The organism is Pseudomonas sp. ACN5, assembly GCF_002303975.1.
GTDB classification, from domain to species: Bacteria; Pseudomonadota; Gammaproteobacteria; order Pseudomonadales; family Pseudomonadaceae; genus Aquipseudomonas; species Aquipseudomonas laurylsulfatiphila.
In genome coordinates, this window is sequence record NZ_MRCP01000006.1 from 305,405 (window position 1) to 327,927 (window position 22,523).

Below are 22,523 nucleotides of genomic sequence, written 5' to 3' on the forward strand. Positions count from 1 at the left end.
CGGCCCCATGAAAAACGCCCCGTTCTCATTGAGAGCGGGGCGTTTTTTTATGCCTTTGAAAGATCGCTCCTTGTGGAGCTACCGAAGGCTGCGATTTCCTGATCTTAACCGCGAACCTTCTCGATCAACTCGATGTAATCCGGTGCATTGCGCTGATCCTTGATCAGGGCAATAAAGTCATTGCCGTGCTCATCCTTGCCATTCACGTCGTAACCGGCTTCGACGAAGAACGTCAGGAAACGCTCGAAATCGTCGATGCGCAGGCCACGGTAGGCCTTGACCAGTTTGTGCAGGGACGGAGAAGTCGCGTCGACCGGTTCGAAATCGAGGAACAACTTGATCTGCTCATCACCGATCTCGTCACCAATCACTTGTTTTTTATCTTTACGCATTGCCGACTCCAGCTCGCAGACATTTCACGGGGCGGGCAGTTTACCCCCGCGCAGGCACAGGGCTCAACGCGCACGAGTGCTGCCGGTATGCAGATCGGCCCATACATGGCCATTGGCGTAGCTGAGAAACTGGCAATACACCGTGTCGTTGCGCAGCAAGTCGATCACCACCCGGTATTGCGCCAGCGGATAATAGAGGGTCAGAGTCTTGCTCGCCTCGTCGTAAACCGGCTTCTTCAGGCTTTTGCTTTCACCATCGAAATTGACCAGTACCTGACTGATGGTAGCGCCCTTGTTCAGGGATTTGCCCTTGAGACGAATCAGCAACGGCGAAGTGACCGGAATCGGCTGTTGACTGGATTGACGCTGAGCACCGACCACCACCGAATAATCGGTGACCTGCATCAGTTGCTGCTGCTCGGGATCAGCAGCGCGCAGAGTGAGATCGTCCGGCGGCAGAAATTGACTGTGCATGGGCGCCGGGGCGGCGGCCAGAGGCAGGCTGAGGATCAGCAACAGGGCGGCGCAGCTGCGGATAAAAGGGTACATGGCAGGCTCCGGAATCGGGGCCGAGCACTCTAGCATGGGCGAGCGGACGTGAGGCTGTGAACACGACACCCTGTGGGAGCGGGCTTGCTCGCGAAAGCGGTGTGTCAGTCGCCTTGATGTTGACTGACACTCCCTCTTCGCGAGCAAGCCCGCTCCCACAGGAAGAAAATCAATCGAACTGCGCGCGCATCCAGGCCTGATACTCGGCAACACCAGGCTCGCCTTCGCGCGGCGCCCAATGCGCCAGCTCGCCTTCACCGACCGGACGGTAAGGACCGGCCTTGCATTCGAACATCAGGCTGTCGGCCTCCAGCACCACCAGACCGTGGAACACACCGGTTGGCAGGTCCACGCCAACACAGTCGCCACCGGCCTCGAGCACGGTCTTGCTCAGCACCATGCCGGTCTCGTCAAAGATCAACACGCCCAGCCGTCCCTTGAGGACCAACAGGGTTTCGGCCTTGTTGTCACCCAAGTGCCGGTGAGGCGGGATATAGGTGGACGGCTGCAGCCCCACCGCCATGCGATGGCAAGCGTCTTCCATCTGATGAAAATTGTGATGCTGGCGCCCGCGAGGATTGGCCGCGGCTTTCCCGGCCAGCTCGGCGAACAAGGTCTGATCCAGAAAACGCGGCGTATCCATGTCTTACATTCCTTTAACGGCGAAAATCCCGTTGGCGTTACGCCAGTAGCCTTTGTAGTCCATACCGTAACCGAAGATGTAGCGGTCGACGCACGGCAGACCGACGAAATCGGCCTTGAGGTCCGGACGGGCCTTGCGGTCGTGGTCTTTATCGATCAGCACAGCGGTGTGCACTTTACGTGCGCCAGCGTGCTTACAGAAGTCGATGATCGCACCCAGGGTGTGACCCTCGTCGAGGATGTCATCGATGATCAACACATCACGGTCGATGAAGGACACTTCCGGCTTGGCCTTCCAGAACAGGTCGCCACCGCTGGTTTCGTTGCGATAGCGGGTAGCGTGCAGGTAGGACGCTTCCAGCGGGAAGTGCAGATAGGTCAGCAGCTTGCCGGAGAAAATCAGCCCGCCGTTCATCACGCAGAACACCACCGGATTGGAATCCGCCAGTTGATCGTTGATTTGTGCACCGACGCGGGCGATGGCCGCCTCGACTTCAGCTTCGGTGTACAGGCAGTCAGCCTCTCGCATGATTTGACGGATATGCTCGAGATCAGCGGACATGGTGCTCTCCAGGGGATGGCGGATTCAGGAAAAGCGGGCAAAGGTACGCATCAAGCGAGGCCAGATCAAGCGTTTGTGGACTAACGTACTGTATGTCTATAGGACAACACCCTCGGATAGATTAATCTAGGCCGGTTTTTTTGCCCGCCGCCGGAGCCTTTCCCCATGCCCATCCATGAGATCCGCCACCCGCTGATCCGTCATAAACTTGGCCTAATGCGCCGCGCAGACATCAGCACCAAGAATTTCCGTGAGCTCGCTCAGGAAGTCGGTGCCCTGTTGACCTATGAAGCCACCAAAGACCTGCCGCTGGAATCCTACGATATCGATGGCTGGTGCGGCACTGTGTCGGTCGAGAAAATCGCCGGCAAGAAAATTACCGTAGTGCCGATCCTGCGTGCCGGCATCGGCATGCTCGAAGGCGTGCTCAGCCTGATCCCGGGCGCCAAAGTCAGCGCCGTGGGCGTGGCCCGCAACGAGGAAACCCTCGAGGCCCACACCTACCTCGAGAAGCTGGTGCCGGAAATCGACGAACGCCTGGCGATGATCATCGACCCGATGCTCGCCACCGGCGGCTCGATGGTTGCCACCATCGACCTGCTGAAAAAGGCCGGCTGCCGCGACATCCGCGCCATGGTGCTGGTTGCCGCCCCGGAAGGCATCGCTGTGGTCGAGAAGGCACACCCGGACGTGATCATCTACACCGCCTCCATTGACCAAAAACTGAACGAACACGGTTACATCATCCCAGGGCTGGGCGATGCCGGTGACAAGATCTTCGGCACCAAGCAGAAGGACGCGTGACCATGCAGCAAGAGTTCAACGATCCGCTCTGGCGCACGGTGCTGTCGGGTGCACAGATGCTGTTCGTGGCCTTCGGCGCCCTGGTGTTGATGCCGCTGATCACCGGTCTCGACCCGAATGTGGCGCTGTTTACGGCCGGCCTGGGGACGATCCTGTTCCAGATCGTCACCGGGCGCCAGGTGCCGGTGTTCCTGGCATCGAGCTTTGCCTTCATCACCCCGATCATTCTCGCCAAGGGCCAGTTCGGCCTGGCCGCGACCATGGGCGGCGTGATGGCGGCGGGTTTCGTCTATACCTTCCTCGGTCTCGCGGTGAAGATCAAAGGCACCGGTTTCATCGACCGCCTGCTGCCGCCGGTGGTGATCGGGCCGGTGATCATTTCGATTGGCCTGGCGATGGCACCGATTGCCGCCAACATGGCCATGGGCAAGGCCGGTGACGGCAGTGAATTGATTCATTACCAGACGGCGATGATGATCTCGATGCCTGCACTGCTGACCACGCTGATCGTTGCGGTTTTCGGCAAGGGCATCTTTCGCCTGGTGCCGATCATCTCCGGCGTGCTGGTGGGCTTCGGCATGTCGTTCTACTTCGGCGTGGTCGATACCGCGAAGATCGCTGCGGCACCCTGGTTCGCCATCCCGCACTTCACCGCGCCGGAATTCAACTGGCAGGCGATCCTGTTCATCGTTCCGGTGGCTTTGGCCCCGGCCATCGAACACATCGGCGGCGTGATTGCCGTGGGTAGCGTGACCGGTCGCGATTACCTGAAGAAGCCCGGCCTGCACCGCACCCTGCTCGGCGACGGCATTGCCACCACGGCGGCCGGTCTGTTTGGCGGCCCGCCCAACACCACCTACGCCGAAGTGACCGGTGCGGTCATGCTGACCAAAAACTACAATCCGAAAATCATGACCTGGGCGGCGATCTTCGCCATCAGCCTGGCGTTCATCGGCAAGTTCGGTGCGCTGCTGCAAAGCATTCCGGTGCCGGTGATGGGCGGGATTCTGTGCCTGCTGTTCGGTTCGATCGCGGCGGTGGGGATGAACACACTGATCCGCCACAAGATCGATCTGGGCGAGGCGCGCAATCTGGTGATTGTGTCGGTGACCCTGGTGTTCGGGATCGGCGGTGTACTGATCGGCACCGGCACGGGGCCGGACGACTTCGGCCTCAAAGGCATCGCACTATGCGCGGTGGTGGCGATTGGCTTGAACCTGATCCTGCCGGGCAATGACAGCTGGAAGCACAAAAAGGCGAATGAGCCGCTGATCTAAGCAGGTTCGGATTTTTCGCTGACTGTAAGAGCCTCTTCGCGAGCAAGCCCGCTCCCACATTGGATTTCGGTGTACACATATATTGTGTCCAGCACCGATCAAATGTGGGAGCGGGCTTGCTCCGGGCGGCGTTCCGACGAAGCTTTTAAAGGACCAACGGCGCGCGCTCGCACAACGCACTCAACGCCCGCGCCCAATGCGGGTCATCGTTGAGGCACGGCACCAGCACCAACTCCTCTCCCCCCGCCTCGCGGAATTGCTCCTTGCCGCGATCACCGATCTCTTCCAGGGTCTCGATGCAATCGGCAACGAACGCCGGGCACATCACCAGAATCTTTTTCACGCCGCTTTTAGCCAACTCATCGAGGCGCGCCTCAGTGTAGGGTTCGATCCATTTGGCACGCCCCAGGCGCGACTGGAACGACACCGACCACTTGCCCTCCGCTAGCCCCATGCGCTTGGCGACCTCTGCCGCCGTACGCAGGCATTGGCCGCGATAACAGGTGGCGACCACCTCCGGTGGCGCTCCGGCACAGCAATCACCGCCACCGTCGAAGCAGTGACCGGGGTTGAGTTTCTTCAGATGCCGTTCCGGCAAGCCGTGAAAGCTCATCAGCAAGTGATCGAAATCCTGCTCCAGATAGGGCTTGGTCGTGGCAGCCAGCGCATCGAGGTACTCGGGTTGATCGTAGAACGGCTGGAGCACCGACATCTGCACGTCGAGGTTTTTCTCACGCACCACGCGCTTGGCCTCTTCGATGACCGTAGTCGTGGTGCTGTCGGCGAACTGTGGATAAAGCGGCGCCAGGGTTATCCGCTTGTGCCCCGCGGCGGCCATGCGCACCAGGGTTGACTCAATCGAAGGCTCGCCATAGCGCATCGCCAGCTCGACCGGGCCGTGCTGCCACTGGGCAGTCATGGCTTGTTGCAGGCGACGGCTGAGCACCACCAGGGGCGAGCCCTCGTCCCACCAGATCGAGGCATAGGCATGGGCCGATTGCTCGGGACGCTTGATCAGGATCAGCGATACCAGCAAGCGCCGCACCGGCCATGGCAGGTCGATCACGTACGGGTCCATCAGAAATTGATTGAGGTAGCTGCGCACATCCGCCACCGAGGTGGAGGCAGGTGAACCCAGGTTGACCAGAAGCAACGCGTGATCGGTCATGCAACATCCTATTTCAAAGGCGAGCGGACAAATCATCCAGAGCCGCGCGCAAATCCGTGAACTGAAAAGTGAAACCCGCCTGTAACAAGCGAACCGGCGTGGCCCGTTGGCCACCCAGCAACAGCAAGGACAACTCGCCCAGCGCGATCTTCAATGCGAAGGCCGGCATCGGCATGAATGCCGGGCGATGCAGTACGGTGCCCAACGTCTTGGCAAACTCGCGGTTGCGCACCGGTTTGGGTGCGCACGCATTATAGGGACCGCTGGCCTCGTTGCGATGCAGAAGAAAATCAATCAGAGCGATTTGATCGTCGATATGAATCCATGGCATCCATTGCCGGCCGTTGCCAATCGGCCCCCCCAGTCCCAGCTTGAAGGGCAGTAACAGCCGCGACAAAAAGCCGCCCTCGGCCGACAGCACCAACCCGGTTCGAATGAGGATGACGCGAATGCCCAGTGCTTCAGCCCGTTGCGCGGTTTCTTCCCAGGCGATGCATAGCTGGCTGGCAAAGTCTTCGCTGACCGGCCCCGAGTCCTCGGTCAGTTCGCGTTCGCCACCGTCGCCATACCAGCCGACGGCCGAACCGGAAATCAACACCCGGGGTTTCTGCTCGCGACGCTCAAGCCACGCCAGCAGGGTTTCAGTCAGCGTGATCCGACTGCTCCACAACAAGGCTTTACGCTTGTGCGTCCAGGGTCGGTCGGCAATCGGCGCGCCGGCAAGATTGACGATCGCATCCACCGGTTCCTGCCCCAGATCCTCCAACCGGGCAATTCCACGCACTTGGGCACCACAGGTTTTCGCGACTTTTTCAGGCTTGCGACTCCAGACTGTCAGGCGATGGCCCTGCCCCGACCAGTGCCGGCAGAGCTGACGTCCTATCAAACCAGTACCGCCGGTCAGCAATATGTGCATGACTTCTTCCTCGCGTGGCGTTTTACCCTGTCCACTAGTCTATTTTTATAAGCAGGGATCTTTGGTATCGAGCAGGCTCTATGTTTAACAATAGGCCAAGCTGTCAGAACGAGAACGCTAAAAGTTATACCAAAAAACAATATTGTACAGGTTTGAACCCCGGCGTAGTCTGTACAGAAAGGTAAACGAGGCCCCTATGACTGTACCTATCGCAATCATTGGCACCGGCATTGCCGGACTCTCCGCCGCCCAGGCCCTTACGGACCTCGGGTATGTGGTTCAACTTTTCGATAAAAGCCGCGGCAGCGGCGGGCGCATGTCGAGCAAGCGCAGCGATGCGGGTGCCCTGGACATGGGCGCGCAGTATTTCACCGCCCGCGACCGCCGCTTCGTCACGGAAGTCCAGCGCTGGCAGGCCAGAGGCTGGGTCGCCGAGTGGGCGCCGCAGCTGTACACCTACCATGGCGGTCAGCTCAACCTGTCGCCGGACGAGCAGACCCGCTGGGTCGGCACGCCGCGCATGAGTGCCATCACCCGCGCCCTGATCGGTGATCTTGAAGTGCATTTCGCCTGCCGGATCACTGAGGTCTATCGCGGGGAAGAACACTGGCATCTGCAAGACGCCGAGGGCTTCACCCACGGCCCGTTCAGCCACGTCGTCATCGCCACGCCGGCGCCGCAGGCCACGGCTTTGCTGGCATCGGCGCCGAAACTCGCAGGGGCCGCCGCCGGGGTGAAAATGGACCCGACCTGGGCCATTGCCCTGGCCTTCGAAACGCCGCTGGAAACGCCCATGGAAGGCTGCTTCGTACAGGACAGCCCACTCGACTGGCTGGCCCGCAACCGCAGCAAACCCGGGCGCGACAACACTCTCGACACCTGGGTGCTGCATGCCACGAGCGCCTGGAGCCGGCAACACATCGACCTGCCCAAGGAAGCGGTGATCGAGCAGTTGCACGGCGCGTTTGCCGAACTGCTGCACGATTCCATGCCTGCGCCGAGCTTCAGCCTCGCCCACCGCTGGCTCTACGCCCGCCCCGCCAGCAGTCACGAATGGGGCACCCTGGCCGATGCCGACCTGGGGCTGTACGCCTGTGGCGACTGGTGCCTGTCCGGACGTGTCGAAGGTGCCTGGCTAAGCGGTCAGGAAGCTGCCCGCCGCTTGCATGAACACCTGCAATGAACCGCAGGAGCTGCCGAAGGCTGCAATCTTTTGATTTTGTTTTTCAAGATCAACAGATCGCAGCCTTCGGCAGCTCCTACAGGGAGGGGCATTGCGCCGAAAAAACCTATACAAAAAATTTGACTTGTACAACTTCGAATCTATGATGAAGTTATCTTGTACAGACGCAAATGTTTGTACAGGTTCAGATTCGAGGTGTTCCGATGTCCCACATCCCCGTCAAACCGAAAATAGCCATCAGCGCCTGTCTGATGGGGCTCGATGTGCGCTTCAACGGCGGGCACAAGGAGTCGCGGCTATGCAGCCGTACCCTCACTGATTACTTCGATTTCATCCCGGTCTGCCCGGAAGTGGCCATCGGCCTCGGCGTACCCCGCCAACCGATTCGACTGGTGAGTGGCGCCGATCAACCCGAAGCCGTGGGAACACTGGATCACAACCTGAACGTGACACAACCGCTGGCCACCTACGGCCGGGACATGGCAGCGCAGCTGGGGGATATTTGCGGTTATATCTTCATGCAAAATTCCCCGTCCTGCGGCCTGGAGCGGGTCAAGGTCTACCACGCCAACGGCACACGAGCGGACAGTGGCAGTCGCGGGATCTACGCCCGGGCCTTCTGTCTGCGACACCCGGATTTGCCGGTGGAGGAAGACGGCCGGCTCAACGATCCGGTGCTTCGGGAAAATTTTCTCACCCGCGTATTCGCCTACAGCGCCTGGCAGCAGCTACGCCAGGAAGGCCTGACCCGGCGCGGCCTCACGGACTTTCACTCACGCTACAAATACCTGCTGATGGCCCACAACCCGGTGCAGTACAAAGCCCTGGGCCACCTGTTGGGCAGCATGGGCAAAAACGATCCGCAGGAACTGGGTCCCCGATATTTCAGCGAATTGATGGCGGCGCTGAAAAAGTGCGCCACCCGCCGCACCCATACCAACGTCCTGCAACACATCAGCGGTTACCTGAAACAGGCCATCAGCCGCGAAGACAAGCAGGAAGTGCAACAGCTGATCAGCCAGTACCACCAAGGCATCGTGCCGCTGGTGGTGCCGTTGACGCTGCTCAAACATCACTTTCGCCAACACCCCGATCCGTACATCGCACAGCAGGTCTATCTGCAACCACACCCGGAAAACCTCAGCCTGCGAAACGCCATCTGATGAAAAAGACACTCGACACCAGCGCCCGCGAAGACCTCGGCGATGACATTAAAAAAGCGCTGGACGAAGGCTGGCTGCCGATCCGTGAAGTGGCGCGCCTGACCGGCGTCAATGCCGTGACCCTGCGCGCCTGGGAGCGGCGCTACGGTCTGATCGTGCCGCAACGCACACCCAAGGGGCATCGGCTGTTCTCGGCCGACCATGTACAACGTATCCAGGCCATCCTCACCTGGCTCAACCGTGGCGTCGCCGTCAGCCAGGTCAAGGAATTGCTCGATACACCGCAGATATTCAGCGAGTCCGTCGACAACGATTGGCACACATTGCAGCTAACGTTGCTGCAGGCGGTCAGCGGATTGCAGGAACGCGCCCTGGATGACAACGTCAATCAGGCGATGGCGCTGTATCCGCCGCGAACCCTGTGCGAGCAATTGCTCATGCCTTTGCTGGCCGCCCTGGAGCAACGCTGGCAAGGCCAATTCGGTGCGCAGATGGAACGGGGCTTTTTTTGTGCCTGGCTACGCAGCAAATTCGGTGCACGCATCTACCATGACAATCGTCAGTTGCGCACCGCGCCAATGCTGTTGATCAACCACTCGGACCTGCCCATGGAACCTCAGCTGTGGCTCACGGCCTGGCTGATCAGCAGCGCGGATTGCCCGGTGGAGGTCTTCGACGGGCCGCTGCCTGTCGGCGAACTGGCATTGGCGGTCGAACTGCTGCAACCCCGTGGGGTTCTGCTGTACTCCAGCAAGGCCATGAACCTGGCGCAACTGCCGAAACTTTTCAAAGGTGTCAGTTGCCCAAAAATGATTGCCGGACCAACGGTGTGCATCCACCACGCCGAGTTGTCCGCAAGTACCACCGAGATCACTGACTTGTACCTGGCCGAAGATCCATTGTCGGCACATCAGGCACTGGTTCAGTGCGGGCTGATTTAAATGAATCGCGTGGATCCCCCTATGCAATTGATCTGGCTGCGCAGCGACTTGCGTCTACATGACAACACCGCCCTCTCGGCCGCCGCGGCTCGTGGCCCCTGCGTGGCGGTGTACCTGCTGAGTCCGGAGCAATGGCTGGAACACGACGATGCGCCCTGCAAAGTGGACTTCTGGCTGCGTAACCTGCGCGAGCTGAGCCGCGAACTGGGTCAACTGAACATTCCCCTGCTGATCCGCCAGGCTCCCCGCTGGGATGACGCGCCCAGCGTATTGCTGAACCTGTGCCGGCAGTGGCAGGTCGACGCGTTGCACCTCAATGATGAGTACGGCATTCACGAGTCCCGTCGCGATGCTGCGGTCGCCCGGACGCTACAGACCGAAGGCATCGAAGTTCACCGCTACCTCGATCAATTGCTGTTCAAGCCCGGAAGCGTGCTGACCCGGACCGGCACTTACTTTCAGGTCTTCAGCCAGTTCCGCAAAGTCTGCTACGAACGACTGCACCACGCGCTGCCCAGCCTGGTCCGCGCACCGCACAAACAAGCGCCGCTGAACATTGCCAGCGATGCGATCCCCTTGAGCGTCGAGGGTTTCGCAACACCCGGTGATCACCTGCGAAGCCTGTGGCCGGCCGGCGAAACCGAAGCCCGGCGTCGCCTCGACAACTTTAGCGAAGCGCAGATCGAGCACTACCAGAACGAACGCGACTTCCCGGCAAAACCCGGTACCAGTCAGCTCTCGGCCTATCTTGCCGCCGGGGTGATTTCTCCTCGCCAATGCCTGCACGCCGCGTTGAACAGCAATCAGGGTGAGTTCGAAAGCGGCAACACCGGCGCCGTCACCTGGATCAACGAACTGCTGTGGCGCGAATTCTACAAACACATCCTGGTGGGCTACCCGCGAGTGTCCCGACACCGCGCGTTTCGCCCGGAAACCGAAGCGCTGGCCTGGCGCAACGCTCCCGATGAACTGGCCGCCTGGCAACAGGCGCGCACCGGCTTGCCAATCATCGACGCCGCCATGCGCCAACTGTTGACCACCGGCTGGATGCACAACCGCCTGCGCATGGTGGTGGCGATGTTCCTGACCAAGAACCTGCTGATCGACTGGCGCGAAGGCGAACGCTTTTTCATGCGTCACCTGATCGATGGCGACCTGGCGGCGAACAATGGTGGTTGGCAATGGAGCTCTTCCACCGGCACCGACTCGGCGCCTTACTTCCGGATTTTCAACCCGCTGAGTCAATCGGAAAAATTCGATCCCGAAGGTGTATTCATCAAGCGATGGCTGCCGGAGTTGGCAGGGCTGAATAAAAAAGATGTGCACAACCCCGCCAATCTCGGCGGCCTTTTTGGTGGGGTGGATTACCCTACACCGATCGTCGACTTGAGCACATCCCGGACGCGAGCGTTGACGGCGTTCAAAAACCTGCCGTCACGGCAATACGCCGCCGCTGGGTCATGAATGACCGCCACCGGGATTAGCTCGATGCTGGGGTTCTGCTTTATCAACATTTACCCGTATTGGGCCGGGCAATGGCCTGGCTGAAAAGGAGATTGGGATGAGTCGTACGCTCTCACGACGATACTGGCTGGCCGGCGCCAGCAGCGGCATCGGTGTCGCCCTGGCCGAAGAAATCCTGAAAAGCGGTGCGCACCTGGCCGTCAGTTCGCGCTCGGTGGCGCAGTTGAAAGTATTGTCGCAACGCTATCCGGGGCAAGTGCTGGTGGTGGCCGGTGACCTGACCAACAGCCAGACCGTGCGCGAGATCGGCGAACAGATTGCCGAGGACTGGGGCTCGCTGGACACCGTGATACTCAATGCCGGCACCAGCGAGTACGTGGATGCCAGGCAGTTCGATGCGTCGATTATCGAGCACGTGTTGCGTACCAACCTGTTGGCCAGTAGCTATTGCATCGACGCCGCCCTGCCTTTGCTGCGTGCCGGCACCGCACCCCATATGGTGGCCATGGCCAGCACGGTAACTTACCTGCCACTGCCCGAGGCAGAGGCGTATGGCACCTCAAAGGCCGGGCTGCGTTACCTGTTCGAATCCCTGCGCATCGACCTGGCCCCTGAAGGCATAGAACTCACAGTGATCAGCCCCGGGGCTGTCGAAACGCCACTGACGGCGAAAAACGGTTTTCCCATGCCCTTGAGCTGGCCGGTGGAGAAAGCCGCACGGCACATCTTCGAAAAGCTCAAGGACCGCCCGCTGGAAATCGCTTTCCCGGCTGCGTTCATGGCTGCCCTCTGGCCGCTCTCCAAACGGCCGGACCAAGTGAAACTGGAGATCGGCAAACGCATGGTGCGCAGTCAGCCACCGATCAAGGACCAACCCTGAAAATCGCCATCATCGGCAGCGGTATCCCGGACGCGCCGATACCTGGGCGTCCGTCAGACCTTTCACACAGCACCGGGTGACTGCCTTACACTGCGCGGCATGAAAACCATCCCCCATACGCAAATCGCGGAACCCGCGGTCACGTGCTCGACCTGCGCAGCCTGCTGCTGCCAGCTCGAAGTCATGCTGATCACCGACACGGGTGTGCCTGAACGGTTCATCGATACCGATGACTGGGGCGGGGAAGTCATGCTGCGTCTGGACGACGGCTGGTGTGCCGCACTGGATCGCAACACGATGATGTGCACCATCTACGAAAAACGTCCGCTGATCTGCCGGGAGTTCGAGATGGGCGCACCGGAATGCATCGACGAACGCCTGGGGATTTCGACGGCGTATCGCTGAATTCAATTTCACCCTGAAACAAATGTGGGAGCGGGCTTGCTCGCGAAAGCGTCAGGTCAGTCAATTAAAATGTCGACTGATCCACTGCTTTCGCGAGCAAGCCCGCTCCCACATTTAGTACCGCGTTGCGTCTTACAACGGCATCGTGTAATGCAATGCGTAACTCTCTACACCATCGTTCGGAGTGGTGATCCCGGCATTGGAATAGTGCGTCGCACGAACCCCGACTTCATGTCCGCCGGCAAAGCGCAAACCGAATCCAAAGCGGTCTTCAAACTGGAAGGCGCTGCCCAGATCGCTGCTTTCGACTTCGGTGCTGGCAAACGCCGCCACGCCAATCCCGAACTCGACGTAGGGTTTGACGTTCTGGCCGGAAAATTCATAAACGAGCACAGGCGAGAACGACAGGCTGTGGTTACTGGATTTCTCGTCACCCTCCCAATAGGTGTAGGCGCCATCCCAGTAACCGGTCAGACGACCCACGTCGCTCTGCCACCAACTCTGGTCCCAGTCGAATTGCATGCCCAGTCGATACGTCATGGTCGAATCGCTGGTCTGACCAACTGCGAACTCCACACCTGCCGCCTGCGCAGTCAAGGTGTGCCCCATTAATGTGGCCGCAATCGCGGCCAAGCAGAATAGTCGCTTCACTAGAAACTTCCTTTTCCGAACGATTTCGTATGATTTTTTTGTTGCCTGGCCCAGCAAAACTATAGAAGTCAGCGATTTATCAGAAGTTCACCCCGATTTTTCGTACTCCCCCCCAGACAGCCTTCTACCGGTTGAAGCTTCGCACAACGCCAGAGGTATTCCACAGTATCGGCAAGATATTTCTGAAATGAAGCGGATCGGCGCTGGTCCAGAACTGCGCTTCACGGGCAGGCCCGGCGGCAAGCAGTTCGCGTTCGGCCAAAAGCCGCTGGAGTTGCCGCGCGACGGCGGCACCGGTATCGATCAGGCTGATGTCCGCGGGGATCATCTGCCGGAGCATCGGCTTGAGAAAGGGGTAATGGGTACAGCCGAGAATCAGGGTGTCCGCGCCAGCCGCCAGCAGTGGCTCGACATAACCGGCCAACAGCTCACGCAGCTCGGCGCTCTGCAGATCGCCGTTTTCAATCAGCTCCACCAGCCCGGGACAGGGCTGGGTGATCACTTTCACGTCCGTGGCGAAGCGGTCTAGCAACGCGGCGAACTTGGCGCTCTGCAAGGTACCGGTGGTGGCCAGCACCCCGACCACGCCGGAGCGGGTTGCGGCGGCGGCCGGCTTGACGGCCGGCTCCATGCCGACGATGGGCCAATCGCGATAGTCGCGACGCAAGTCGGCGACGCCGGCCACCGTTGCCGTGTTGCAGGCCAGCACCAGGGCCTTGGCGCCCTGCTGCTGAAAGAAGTCGGCCATCACGCTGCAACGCTGCTGGATAAATGCCGGGGTTTTCTCGCCATAGGGAACATTGCCGCAATCGGCGACGTACATCAGTGTCTCGTTGGGCAGCAAACGCTGGATCTCGGCCAGTACCGAGAGCCCGCCGACACCGGAGTCGAACACGCCAATCGGCGCTTCACGCATGTTTCGACCCACAGACGCTGCAACCCGGATCGCGCTTGACCCGCAACTCACGGAAGCGTGTACCCAAGGCATCGATCAACAGCAGGCGCCCCACCAGCGGCTCACCGAATCCGGCCAGCAACTTCAGCGCTTCGAGGGCTTGCAGACTGCCAACCAGCCCCACCAACGGCCCGACCACGCCGGCCTCGCTGCATGTCAGCTGGGCTTCGCTGCCGTGCCCATACAAACAGTGGTAGCACGGACTCTCCGGCCGACGCGGATCGAACACCGACAGTTGACCTTCGAGGCGAATCGCCGCGCCGCTGACCAGCGGTTTGCCGGCCGCCACGCAAGCGGCATTGACCGCTTCACGGGTGGAAAAATTGTCAGAACAATCGAGGACCAGATCTACCCCGGCCACCACGGCGGCCAGGGAATCCTCATCCAGCGCCGAACGATGGGCGACCAGTTGAATCTCGGGATTGATCGCCGTCAGGCGCTTGATCGCTGAATCGACCTTGCCCATGCCGATGCTGTCGGTGTCGTGAATGATCTGGCGTTGCAAGTTGGTCAGGTCGACCGTGTCGAAGTCCGCCAGGTGCATCTCGCCAATGCCGGCAGCCGCCAGATACAGCGCCACTGGCGCGCCAAGGCCGCCGAGCCCGACGATCAATACGCGGCTGTCCTTGAGCCGCAACTGGCCATCGATATCGATGTGTTGCAGCAGAATCTGCCGACTGTAACGCAGCAACTCCTGATCATTCAGCACGGCAGGCGCCCCAGACTGATGCGTTGGTGACCGCCCAGATCGGTGCGGCTGTGGACTTCTTCAAAACCGCGGGTCAGCAGCAGGTCGCGGACCGCCTCGGCCTGATCATAGCCATGCTCGAGCATCAGCCAGCCGCCAGCGTCGAGATGATCCGGTGCCTGGTCGACGATCAGACGCAGATCGTCGAGCCCGTCGACACCCGCCACCAGGGCGCTGACCGGTTCGAAGCGCACATCGCCCTCGACCAGATGCGGATCGGTCGCTGCAATGTAGGGCGGATTGCTGATGATCAGCTCAAAACGCTGACCTTCCAGGGCGCTGAACCAATGACTGCTCAGTACCTTGGCGTTGTTCAGGTGCAGGCGCTGGCGATTGCGCTCGGCCAGGGCCACCGCTTCCAGCACGCGATCCACGGCAGTGACGTTCCAGGCCGGACGCTCGCTGGCCAACGCCAGGGCAATCGCGCCGCTGCCGGTACCGAGGTCGAGCACCTTGGCCGGTGTGGCCGGCAATAGTTCCAGCGCAGCTTCCACCAGCAGCTCAGTGTCGGGGCGCGGGATCAGTGTGTGCGGTGCCACTTCCAGGTCCAGCTTCCAGAAACCTTGCTGGCCGAGGATGTAGGCCACCGGCTCACCGCTGCGGCGGCGCTGCAAATACTCGGCGAACGTCAGCGCCGCTTCGCTCGGCACGATGCGTTCCGGCCAGGTGTGCAGGAAACTGCGGGACTTGCCCAACGCCGCCGCCAGCAGCAATTCGGCATCCAGACGCGCCGTCGGCGAGTCGGGCAGATCGGCGGCACGCAACAAACTGGCGATGATCGTCATTTACTCACCTATCGCTGCCAGTTGATCGGCCTGGTACTCGGCCAGCAACGGCTCGATCACCGCCTCGACGCCGCCGGCGAGGATCTCGTCGAGGGAATACAAGGTCAGGTTGACCCGGTGGTCGGTGACCCGGCCCTGGGCAAAATTGTAGGTGCGGATGCGCTCGGAGCGATCACCGGAACCGACCAGCAGCTTGCGTTCGCTGGCGATGGCGTTGGCCGCGGCGGAGGTCTGCTGATCGTTCAGCTTGGCCGACAACCAGGACATCGCCCGGGCACGGTTCTTGTGCTGCGAACGTTCTTCCTGGCACTCGACCACGATGCCGGACGGCAAGTGCGTAATGCGGATCGCCGAATCGGTCTTGTTGACGTGCTGGCCACCGGCGCCGGAGGAGCGATAGGTATCGATGCGCAGGTCGGCCGGGTTGATCTCGATGGCTTCCTGTTCGTCCGGCTCGGGCAATACCGCCACGGTGCAGGCAGACGTGTGGATGCGGCCCTGAGATTCGGTCGCCGGAACCCGCTGCACACGGTGCGCACCGGATTCGAACTTGAGCTTGCCGTAGACGTTGTCGCCCTCGACCCGGGCAATCACCTCTTTATAGCCGCCGTGTTCGCCCTCGTTTTCCGAGAGGATCTCCACCCGCCAGCCACGACGCTCGGCGTAACGCGAATACATGCGGAACAGGTCGCCGGAGAAAATCGCCGCCTCGTCGCCGCCGGTGCCGGCACGGATTTCGAGGAACACGTTGCGCCCGTCGTTCGGGTCCTTGGGCAGCAGCATGCGCTGCAGGTCGGCTTCGAGCGTGACCAGGCGCTCCTTGGCCTCGCGGACTTCTTCCACGGCCATTTCACGCATGTCCGGGTCGCTGTCCTTGAGCAGAGCCTGGGCGCCCTCGAGGTCATCCTGCACTTTCAGCAGTTCTTTATAGGTGCCCACGATCGGTTCAACTTCCGCGTACTCCTTGGAATAGGTACGGAACTTGTTCTGATCGGAAATGACCTCGCCGTCGCCCAGCAGGGCGGTCAATTCCTCGAAACGGTCCTGGAGAATATCCAGCTTATTGAGCAGTGACGCTTTCATTGCGGTTTTTTATCCGAAAAGCTATCCGATGAGCCCTCACCGAGGGCAAAGAGTTCCTGGGCCATCGCCAGCGCATCCAGGCGACCTTCGGCAGAGAGCTTTTTCAACTGCACGCTCGGTGCGTGCAAGAGTTTGTTGGTCAGCCCGCGAGCCAGTTGCACCAGCACCTCTTCGGCGCTGCTGCCGTTGGCCAGCATGCGCTGGGCCTTTTGCAATTCTTCGTCGCGCAGGCGTTCGCTCTGTTGACGATAGGCCTTGAGCACGTCCACCGCCGCCAATTCACGCAGACGGACCATGAAGTCTTCGGCGCCGACCGAGACCATCTCTTCGGCGGCCTGGGCAGCGCCCTGGCGGCTCTTGAGGTTCTCGGCGACCACTTCGTGAAGATCGTCGACGCTATAGAGGTAAACGTCGTCCAACTCGCCGACTTCCGGTTCGATGTCGCGGGGAACGGCGATATCCACCATGAAAATGGGTTTGTGCTTGCGCAGTTTCAAGGCGCTTTCCACTGCACCCTTGCCCAGGATCGGCAACTGGCTGGCGGTGGAACTGATGACGATATCGCTGCGCACCAGCTCTGCCGGAATATCCGACAGCAACACCGCATGGGCGCCGAACTGTTCGGCCAGGATGCTCGCGCGCTCCAGGGTACGGTTGGCGACCACGATGCGCTTTACCCCCAGGTCATGCAGATGGCGGGCGACCAGGGTGATGGTCTCGCCGGCACCGATCAACAAGGCCTGGCTGCGTTGCAGGTCGCTGAAAATCTGCTTGGCCAGGCTCACCGCGGCAAATGCCACCGATACCGGGTTTTCGCCGATGGCCGTGTCGGTGCGCACCTGCTTGGCCGCGTTGAACGTGGCCTGGAACAGCCGCCCGAGCAATGGCCCGATGGTGCCCGCCTCGCGAGCCACGGCATAGGCCGACTTCATCTGGCCGAGAATCTGCGGCTCGCCCAACACCAGCGAGTCGAGCCCGGAGGCCACCCGCATCATGTGACGAACTGCCGCATCATCTTCATGCACATAGGCGCTTTCGCGCAGCTCGTCGTAGCTCAAATGATGATATTCGGCCAGCCAGCGCAGCACGACATCCGCCGACAGGTGATCCTGTTCTATATAGAGTTCACTGCGATTGCAGGTGGAGAGGATCGCAGCTTCGCGGCTGTCGGTGAGTCGGCAGAGCTGCTGCAAGGCCTCAACCAGCTGCTCAGGGGTAAAAGCCACGCGCTCGCGGACGTCTACTGAAGCAGTCTTGTGGTTAATACCGAGTGCAAGGAAGGCCATTCAAAGTCGCTGATGGTGACGTGAAGCCGGCAATTGTCCTACTTCGACGGAATCAGAACAACTACTCGATATCTATCGCGCCGGTAGGCGAGACCCACGTTGCGAGCGGTTCTCGTTTACAGGGCCGTCAGGTTTGGCCGGATCCGCTGTGCGGGTAAATTGGCGGGCCGGTTATGTTTGGCCTAAAGCTTGTGTCATGATGATCCGACCGCAGGTTAGTCGTCCTCCTCCTATATGAATAGATCTTCCGCGTTGCTCCTCGCTTTTGTCTTCCTCAGCGGCTGCCAGGCCTTGGCACCCGTTTCGTCGGACGGTACGCCGCCGGTTGAAGACAGCACCCCGGCCCCTGAAAAGCCGAAGGTCTACAGCTCCTTCAGCGAGGAAACCGTCTTCAGCCTGTTGAGCGCCGAACTGGCTGGCCAGCGCAATCGTTTCGACATTGCCCTGGACAACTATGTGACCCAGGCCATCAACACCCAGGATCCGGGCATCTCGGAGCGGGCATTCCGTATCGCCGAATACCTGGGTGCCGACCAGGCGGCCCTGGACACCGCGCTGATCTGGGCGAAAAACGCCCCCGACGACCTCGAAGCGCAACGCGCCGCTGCCGTGCAACTGGCCCGCGCCGGGCGTTATGACGACTCCATGGTCTATATGGAGAAAGTCCTGCAAGGCAAGGGCGACACTCATTTCGACTTCCTGGCGCTGTCGGCGGCCGACACCGACCAGGACACACGCAACGGCCTGATGAAAAGCTTCGACCGCTTGCTGCAGCGCCATCCAGACAACAGCCAGCTGATTTTCGGCAAGGCGCTGCTGATGCAACAGGATGGCGACACCAAAGGCGCACTGAAACTGCTGGAAGACAATCCGCCGGACGACGGCGAAATTGCCCCGATTCTGCTGCGCGCACGCCTGCTGCAAACCCTCGATCGCGGTGACGAGGCCTTGCCGCTGCTGCAGAAAAGCATCAAGAAATACCCGGACGACAAGCGCCTGCGCCTGACTTATGCGCGGATGCTGGTTGAACAGGACCGCATGGACGACGCCAAGGCCGAGTTCTCGAGCCTGGTTCAGCAGTACCCGGAAGACGACGACCTGCGATACTCCCTGGCACTGGTCTGCCTGGAAGCCAAGGCGTGGAACGAGGCCAAGGGTTATCTTGAAGACCTGATCGCCCGGGACAGCCACGTCGACTCGGCGCACCTGAACCTCGGCCGCATCGCCGAAGAACAAAACGACCCGCAAGGCGCATTGATCGAGTACGCCAAGGTGGGCCCGGGCAACGATTTCCTGCCGGCGCAATTGCGTCAGGCCGACATCCTGATAGACAACGGCAGGACCGCCGAAGCGCAAAGAAAGCTGGCGACAGAGCGCGACGAGCAGCCGGATTACGCGATCCAGTTGTACCTGATCGAAGCCGAAACCCTGTCCGCCAACAATCAGGGCGACAAGGCCTGGAGTGTTCTGCATCAAGCCCTGGAGCAATACCCGGACGATTTGAACCTGCTCTACACCCGTGCCATGCAAGCGGAAAAACGCAATGACCTGGCGCAGATGGAAAAAGACCTGCGCACGATCATCAAGCGCGACCCGGACAATGCCATGGCGTTGAACGCCCTCGGCTACACCTTGTCCGACCGCACCACACGCTACGCCGAAGCCAAGGCCCTGATCGAGCAGGCACACCAGATCAGTCCGGAAGATCCGGCGGTGCTCGACAGCCTTGGCTGGGTGAATTACCGCCTGGGCAATCTCGACGAAGCCGAGCGCCTGCTGCGCCAGGCCCTGGAACGCTTCCCCGACCAGGAAGTCGCCGCGCACCTGGGCGAAGTCCTGTGGGCCAACGGCAAACAGCGCGAAGCCAGACAAGTCTGGGGCAAATTCCTCAAGGAACAGCCTGACAGCCCGACCCTGCGTGGCACCATCAAACGCCTGACCGGATCAGAGACTCTTTAAGATTATGTTTTTGCGCCATTTCATCGTTTTCAGTTTTATCGCCCTGCTCGCCGGTTGCGCAGGCCTTGGTCCCCGCGAATCGGTCGAGGGACATGGCAACGCCGCCCAATGGCGCGAGCACAAACAGCAACTGACCGGCCTCGATGGCTGGCAGATCGACGGCAAGATCGGCATCCGTGCGCCGAAAGACTCGGGCAGCGGCACGCTGTTCTGGTTGCAGCGCCAGGATTACTACGACATTCGCCTGTCCGGGCCATTGGGCCGCGGTGCGGCTCGCCTGACCGGACGTCCGGGCAAGGTGTCGCTGGAAGTCGCCAACCAGGGACGCTACGACGCGCCGAATCCGGAAGTGCTGCTCGAAGAACAGCTGGGCTGGAAGCTGCCGGTGTCCAATCTGGCCTGGTGGGTACGCGGGCTCCCGGCTCCGGACAGCAAAAGTCACCTGACCCTGGATACCGACAGTCGCCTGGCCAACCTCGAGCAGGATGGCTGGCAGGTCGAATACACCGACTACACCCAGCAAAATGGCTACTGGCTGCCCGAGCGCATCAAGCTGCATGGCACCGACCTTGACGTCACGCTGGTGATCAAGGCCTGGCAACCACGCAAACTGGGGTCATGACATGCCAGCCAATCGCCTGACTCTGCCGTCTCCGGCCAAACTCAATTTGATGTTGCACATTCTCGGTCGCCGCGAAGACGGCTACCACGAACTGCAAACGATGTTTCAGTTTCTCGATTACGGCGACGAAATCACCTACGCCCTGCGCGATGACGGCGTCATTCAGCTGCACACCGAGTTCGCAGGCGTGCCCCACGACAGCAACCTGATCGTCAAGGCCGCGAAAAAACTTCAGGAGCAATCCGGTTGTTCGCTGGGCGTCGATATCTGGATCGAAAAGATCCTGCCCATGGGTGGCGGCATTGGCGGCGGCAGTTCGAATGCCGCAACGACCTTGCTCGGCCTCAATCACCTGTGGCAATTGGGCTGGGATGAAGATCGCCTGGCTGGCCTGGGATTGACGCTGGGCGCCGACGTCCCGGTTTTCGTTCGTGGTCATGCGGCTTTCGCCGAGGGCGTGGGGGAGAAACTGACCCCTGTCGACCCCGAAGAACCGTGGTATCTGGTGCTGGTACCGCAAGTCTCTGTAAGTACGGCAGAAATTTTTTCAGATCCGTTGTTGACACGTAACACTCCTCCCATTAAAGTGCGCCCCGTTCCCAAGGGAAACAGTCGAAATGACTGCTTGCCGGTGGTAACAAGGCGTTATCCAGAGGTACGTAACGCTTTGAATTTGTTAGGTAAATTTACCGAAGCAAAACTCACCGGAACTGGAAGTTGTGTGTTTGGGGGCTTCCCAAGCAAAGCTGAAGCTGATAAAGTCTCGGCCCTTCTGACAGAGAACCTTACAGGTTTTGTAGCAAAAGGAAGCAACGTTTCGATGTTGCATCGCAAGCTTCAAAGTCTGCTCTAAAGGAACCGATTACCGGGTAATCGTTGCAACAGATACAGGGGCGTCGCCAAGCGGTAAGGCAGCAGGTTTTGATCCTGCCATGCGTTGGTTCGAATCCAGCCGCCCCTGCCATTTTCCTATACTCATCCAGGTTACCCTCAGCCTTCAGGTACTGCGCGTGTCCAAGATGATGGTCTTTACGGGGAACGCTAACCCCGATCTGGCTCGGCGTGTCGTACGTCAGCTGCATATCCCTCTCGGTGACATCTCTGTCGGTAAATTCTCCGACGGCGAAATTACAGCCGAGATCAATGAAAACGTCCGCGGTAAAGACGTCTTCATTATTCAGCCGACTTGCGCTCCGACCAACGATAACCTGATGGAACTGGTAGTGATGGCTGATGCCTTCCGCCGCTCCTCGGCTACTCGTATCACTGCTGTTATTCCTTACTTTGGTTATGCCCGTCAGGATCGCCGTCCGCGTTCCGCACGTGTGGCTATCAGCGCGAAAGTCGTGGCTGACATGCTTACCGTAGTCGGCATCGACCGTGTTCTCACGGTTGATCTGCATGCTGACCAAATCCAGGGTTTCTTCGATATTCCGGTAGATAACATCTACGGCTCCCCGGTTCTGGTGGATGACATCGAAGATCAGCGCTTCGAAAACCTGATGATCGTGTCCCCGGACATTGGCGGCGTCGTGCGTGCACGTGCCGTTGCCAAATCCCTGGGCGTGGATCTCGGGATCATCGACAAACGCCGTGAGAAAGCCAATCACTCTGAAGTGATGCATATCATCGGTGATGTCGAAGGGCGTACCTGTATTCTGGTCGATGACATGGTCGATACCGCCGGCACCCTGTGCCACGCGGCCAAGGCCCTGAAAGAGCATGGCGCTGCCAAGGTTTTCGCCTACTGCACGCACCCTGTGCTGTCGGGTCGGGCAATCGAGAACATTGAAAATTCCGTGCTGGACGAGCTGGTGGTGACCAACACCATTCCGCTGTCCGCTGCAGCACAAGCCTGTGCGCGTATCCGCCAACTGGATATCGCACCGGTAGTTGCCGAGGCGGTCCGCCGCATCAGCAATGAAGAATCGATCAGTGCGATGTTCCGCTAAGGGCCCTGCCCTTCTCGAAATGTCTCGTTGACGAAAAGCGCCCCGCCCCGGCATTCCTGTCGGGGCGGGGCTTTTTTGCCCATATCGCCTTTAGCGCTGGTCGCAAACGCTGGGGCGAGTGTGGTTATTTTGGAGA

24 protein-coding genes, 1 tRNA gene and 1 pseudogene are annotated in these 22,523 nt (G+C 60.2%); 14 read left to right on the top strand and 12 right to left on the bottom strand.

Going from position 1 to position 22,523, the window contains the following annotated elements; all coding sequences use genetic code 11:
- Positions 1-104: 104 nt before the first annotated feature.
- The 4 genes from BSF40_RS14075 to BSF40_RS14090 form a co-directional block, all read right to left on the bottom strand.
- Positions 105-392, bottom strand: a complete 288-nt coding sequence (locus BSF40_RS14075) for a PA4642 family protein (RefSeq protein WP_095965564.1) — start codon at positions 390-392, stop codon at positions 105-107.
- A gap of 63 nt (positions 393-455) precedes the next feature.
- Positions 456-941 carry a hypothetical protein gene (locus BSF40_RS14080; protein WP_095965565.1) on the bottom strand — a complete coding sequence of 162 codons (486 nt, stop codon included), beginning with the start codon at positions 939-941 and terminating at the stop codon, positions 456-458.
- 169 nt (positions 942-1,110) lie between these two features.
- Positions 1,111-1,584, bottom strand: a complete 474-nt coding sequence (locus BSF40_RS14085) for a WbuC family cupin fold metalloprotein (protein WP_095965566.1) — start codon at positions 1,582-1,584, stop codon at positions 1,111-1,113.
- 3 nt (positions 1,585-1,587) lie between these two features.
- Complete coding sequence (locus BSF40_RS14090) at positions 1,588-2,145, bottom strand: hypoxanthine-guanine phosphoribosyltransferase (RefSeq protein WP_007973854.1); 558 nt, start codon at positions 2,143-2,145, stop codon at positions 1,588-1,590.
- Positions 2,146-2,310: 165 nt separating this feature from the next.
- Between BSF40_RS14090 and upp the strand changes: the two genes are divergently transcribed.
- Together upp and BSF40_RS14100 are read left to right on the top strand one after the other, a co-directional pair.
- Positions 2,311-2,949, top strand: a complete 639-nt coding sequence (gene upp / locus BSF40_RS14095) for a uracil phosphoribosyltransferase (RefSeq protein WP_095965567.1) — start codon at positions 2,311-2,313, stop codon at positions 2,947-2,949.
- A 2-nt stretch (positions 2,950-2,951) separates the two neighbouring features.
- On the top strand, positions 2,952-4,226 hold the full coding sequence (locus BSF40_RS14100; RefSeq protein ID WP_095965568.1) for a uracil-xanthine permease family protein: 1,275 nt from the start codon (positions 2,952-2,954) through the stop codon (positions 4,224-4,226).
- Positions 4,227-4,371: 145 nt separating this feature from the next.
- On the opposite strand, the gene hemH is transcribed toward BSF40_RS14100, so the two are convergent.
- Together hemH and BSF40_RS14110 are read right to left on the bottom strand one after the other, a co-directional pair.
- Positions 4,372-5,394: a ferrochelatase gene (gene hemH / locus BSF40_RS14105; RefSeq protein WP_095965569.1), complete on the bottom strand. Its 1,023-nt coding sequence runs from the start codon at positions 5,392-5,394 to the stop codon at positions 4,372-4,374.
- Between the two features lie 13 nt (positions 5,395-5,407).
- Positions 5,408-6,310, bottom strand: a complete 903-nt coding sequence (locus BSF40_RS14110) for a TIGR01777 family oxidoreductase (RefSeq protein ID WP_095965570.1) — start codon at positions 6,308-6,310, stop codon at positions 5,408-5,410.
- Between the two features lie 196 nt (positions 6,311-6,506).
- Here BSF40_RS14110 and BSF40_RS14115 point away from each other — a divergent pair, with 196 nt between their 5' ends.
- The 7 genes and pseudogenes from BSF40_RS14115 (at position 6,507) to BSF40_RS14145 (ending at position 12,346) form a co-directional block, all read left to right on the top strand.
- A complete protein-coding gene (locus BSF40_RS14115) occupies positions 6,507-7,493 on the top strand; it encodes an NAD(P)/FAD-dependent oxidoreductase (protein WP_095965571.1) in 987 nt (328 codons plus the stop codon).
- A gap of 203 nt (positions 7,494-7,696) precedes the next feature.
- Complete coding sequence (locus tag BSF40_RS14120) at positions 7,697-8,656, top strand: DUF523 and DUF1722 domain-containing protein (RefSeq protein WP_095965572.1); 960 nt, start codon at positions 7,697-7,699, stop codon at positions 8,654-8,656.
- Positions 8,656-9,597: a MerR family transcriptional regulator gene (locus BSF40_RS14125; RefSeq protein ID WP_095965573.1), complete on the top strand. Its 942-nt coding sequence runs from the start codon at positions 8,656-8,658 to the stop codon at positions 9,595-9,597. Before BSF40_RS14120 ends, BSF40_RS14125 begins: the two co-directional genes overlap by 1 nt.
- A 21-nt stretch (positions 9,598-9,618) precedes the next feature.
- Entirely contained in the window at positions 9,619-11,061 is a 1,443-nt protein-coding gene (gene phrB / locus BSF40_RS14130) for a deoxyribodipyrimidine photo-lyase (protein ID WP_095965574.1), read from the top strand.
- 5 nt (positions 11,062-11,066) lie between these two features.
- Positions 11,067-11,162: pseudogene (locus BSF40_RS14135) on the top strand (transcriptional regulator); the annotation flags it as partial.
- Positions 11,159-11,941, top strand: coding sequence for an SDR family oxidoreductase (locus tag BSF40_RS14140; RefSeq protein WP_095965575.1), 783 nt, complete (start codon positions 11,159-11,161; stop codon positions 11,939-11,941). The pseudogene BSF40_RS14135 and the gene BSF40_RS14140, both read left to right, overlap by 4 nt.
- Positions 11,942-12,040: 99 nt before the next feature.
- Complete coding sequence (locus tag BSF40_RS14145; RefSeq protein WP_015096814.1) at positions 12,041-12,346, top strand: YkgJ family cysteine cluster protein; 306 nt, start codon at positions 12,041-12,043, stop codon at positions 12,344-12,346.
- A 132-nt stretch (positions 12,347-12,478) separates the two neighbouring features.
- Here BSF40_RS14145 and BSF40_RS14150 read toward each other — a convergent pair whose 3' ends face one another.
- From BSF40_RS14150 to hemA, 6 genes are all read right to left on the bottom strand, one after another.
- Positions 12,479-12,997, bottom strand: coding sequence for an acyloxyacyl hydrolase (locus BSF40_RS14150; RefSeq protein ID WP_095965576.1), 519 nt, complete (start codon positions 12,995-12,997; stop codon positions 12,479-12,481).
- Between the two features lie 124 nt (positions 12,998-13,121).
- A complete protein-coding gene (murI, locus tag BSF40_RS14155; protein WP_095965577.1) occupies positions 13,122-13,913 on the bottom strand; it encodes a glutamate racemase in 792 nt (263 codons plus the stop codon).
- The gene (locus BSF40_RS14160; protein WP_095965578.1) at positions 13,906-14,661 is read right to left on the bottom strand and encodes a molybdopterin-synthase adenylyltransferase MoeB; all 756 of its coding nucleotides are present in this window, start codon (positions 14,659-14,661) and stop codon (positions 13,906-13,908) included. Before BSF40_RS14160 ends, murI begins: the two co-directional genes overlap by 8 nt.
- A complete protein-coding gene (gene prmC / locus BSF40_RS14165; protein ID WP_095965579.1) occupies positions 14,655-15,485 on the bottom strand; it encodes a peptide chain release factor N(5)-glutamine methyltransferase in 831 nt (276 codons plus the stop codon). Before prmC ends, BSF40_RS14160 begins: the two co-directional genes overlap by 7 nt.
- The gene (gene prfA / locus BSF40_RS14170; RefSeq protein WP_007973879.1) at positions 15,486-16,568 is read right to left on the bottom strand and encodes a peptide chain release factor 1; all 1,083 of its coding nucleotides are present in this window, start codon (positions 16,566-16,568) and stop codon (positions 15,486-15,488) included.
- Positions 16,565-17,854 carry a glutamyl-tRNA reductase gene (gene hemA / locus BSF40_RS14175; protein WP_007973881.1) on the bottom strand — a complete coding sequence of 430 codons (1,290 nt, stop codon included), beginning with the start codon at positions 17,852-17,854 and terminating at the stop codon, positions 16,565-16,567. Before hemA ends, prfA begins: the two co-directional genes overlap by 4 nt.
- Positions 17,855-18,088: 234 nt before the next feature.
- Between hemA and BSF40_RS14180 the strand changes: the two genes are divergently transcribed.
- From BSF40_RS14180 to BSF40_RS14200, 5 genes are all read left to right on the top strand, one after another.
- Positions 18,089-19,813: a tetratricopeptide repeat protein gene (locus tag BSF40_RS14180; protein WP_095965580.1), complete on the top strand. Its 1,725-nt coding sequence runs from the start codon at positions 18,089-18,091 to the stop codon at positions 19,811-19,813.
- Between the two features lie 4 nt (positions 19,814-19,817).
- The gene (lolB, locus tag BSF40_RS14185) at positions 19,818-20,435 is read left to right on the top strand and encodes a lipoprotein insertase outer membrane protein LolB (protein WP_095965581.1); all 618 of its coding nucleotides are present in this window, start codon (positions 19,818-19,820) and stop codon (positions 20,433-20,435) included.
- Between the two features lies 1 nt (position 20,436).
- Complete coding sequence (gene ispE, locus BSF40_RS14190; protein ID WP_095965582.1) at positions 20,437-21,288, top strand: 4-(cytidine 5'-diphospho)-2-C-methyl-D-erythritol kinase; 852 nt, start codon at positions 20,437-20,439, stop codon at positions 21,286-21,288.
- Positions 21,289-21,324: 36 nt separating this feature from the next.
- Positions 21,325-21,399 (top strand) — tRNA-Gln (locus tag BSF40_RS14195).
- A gap of 46 nt (positions 21,400-21,445) precedes the next feature.
- Positions 21,446-22,387, top strand: a complete 942-nt coding sequence (locus BSF40_RS14200) for a ribose-phosphate pyrophosphokinase (protein WP_003171603.1) — start codon at positions 21,446-21,448, stop codon at positions 22,385-22,387.
- The last annotated feature ends 136 nt before the right edge of the window (positions 22,388-22,523 follow it).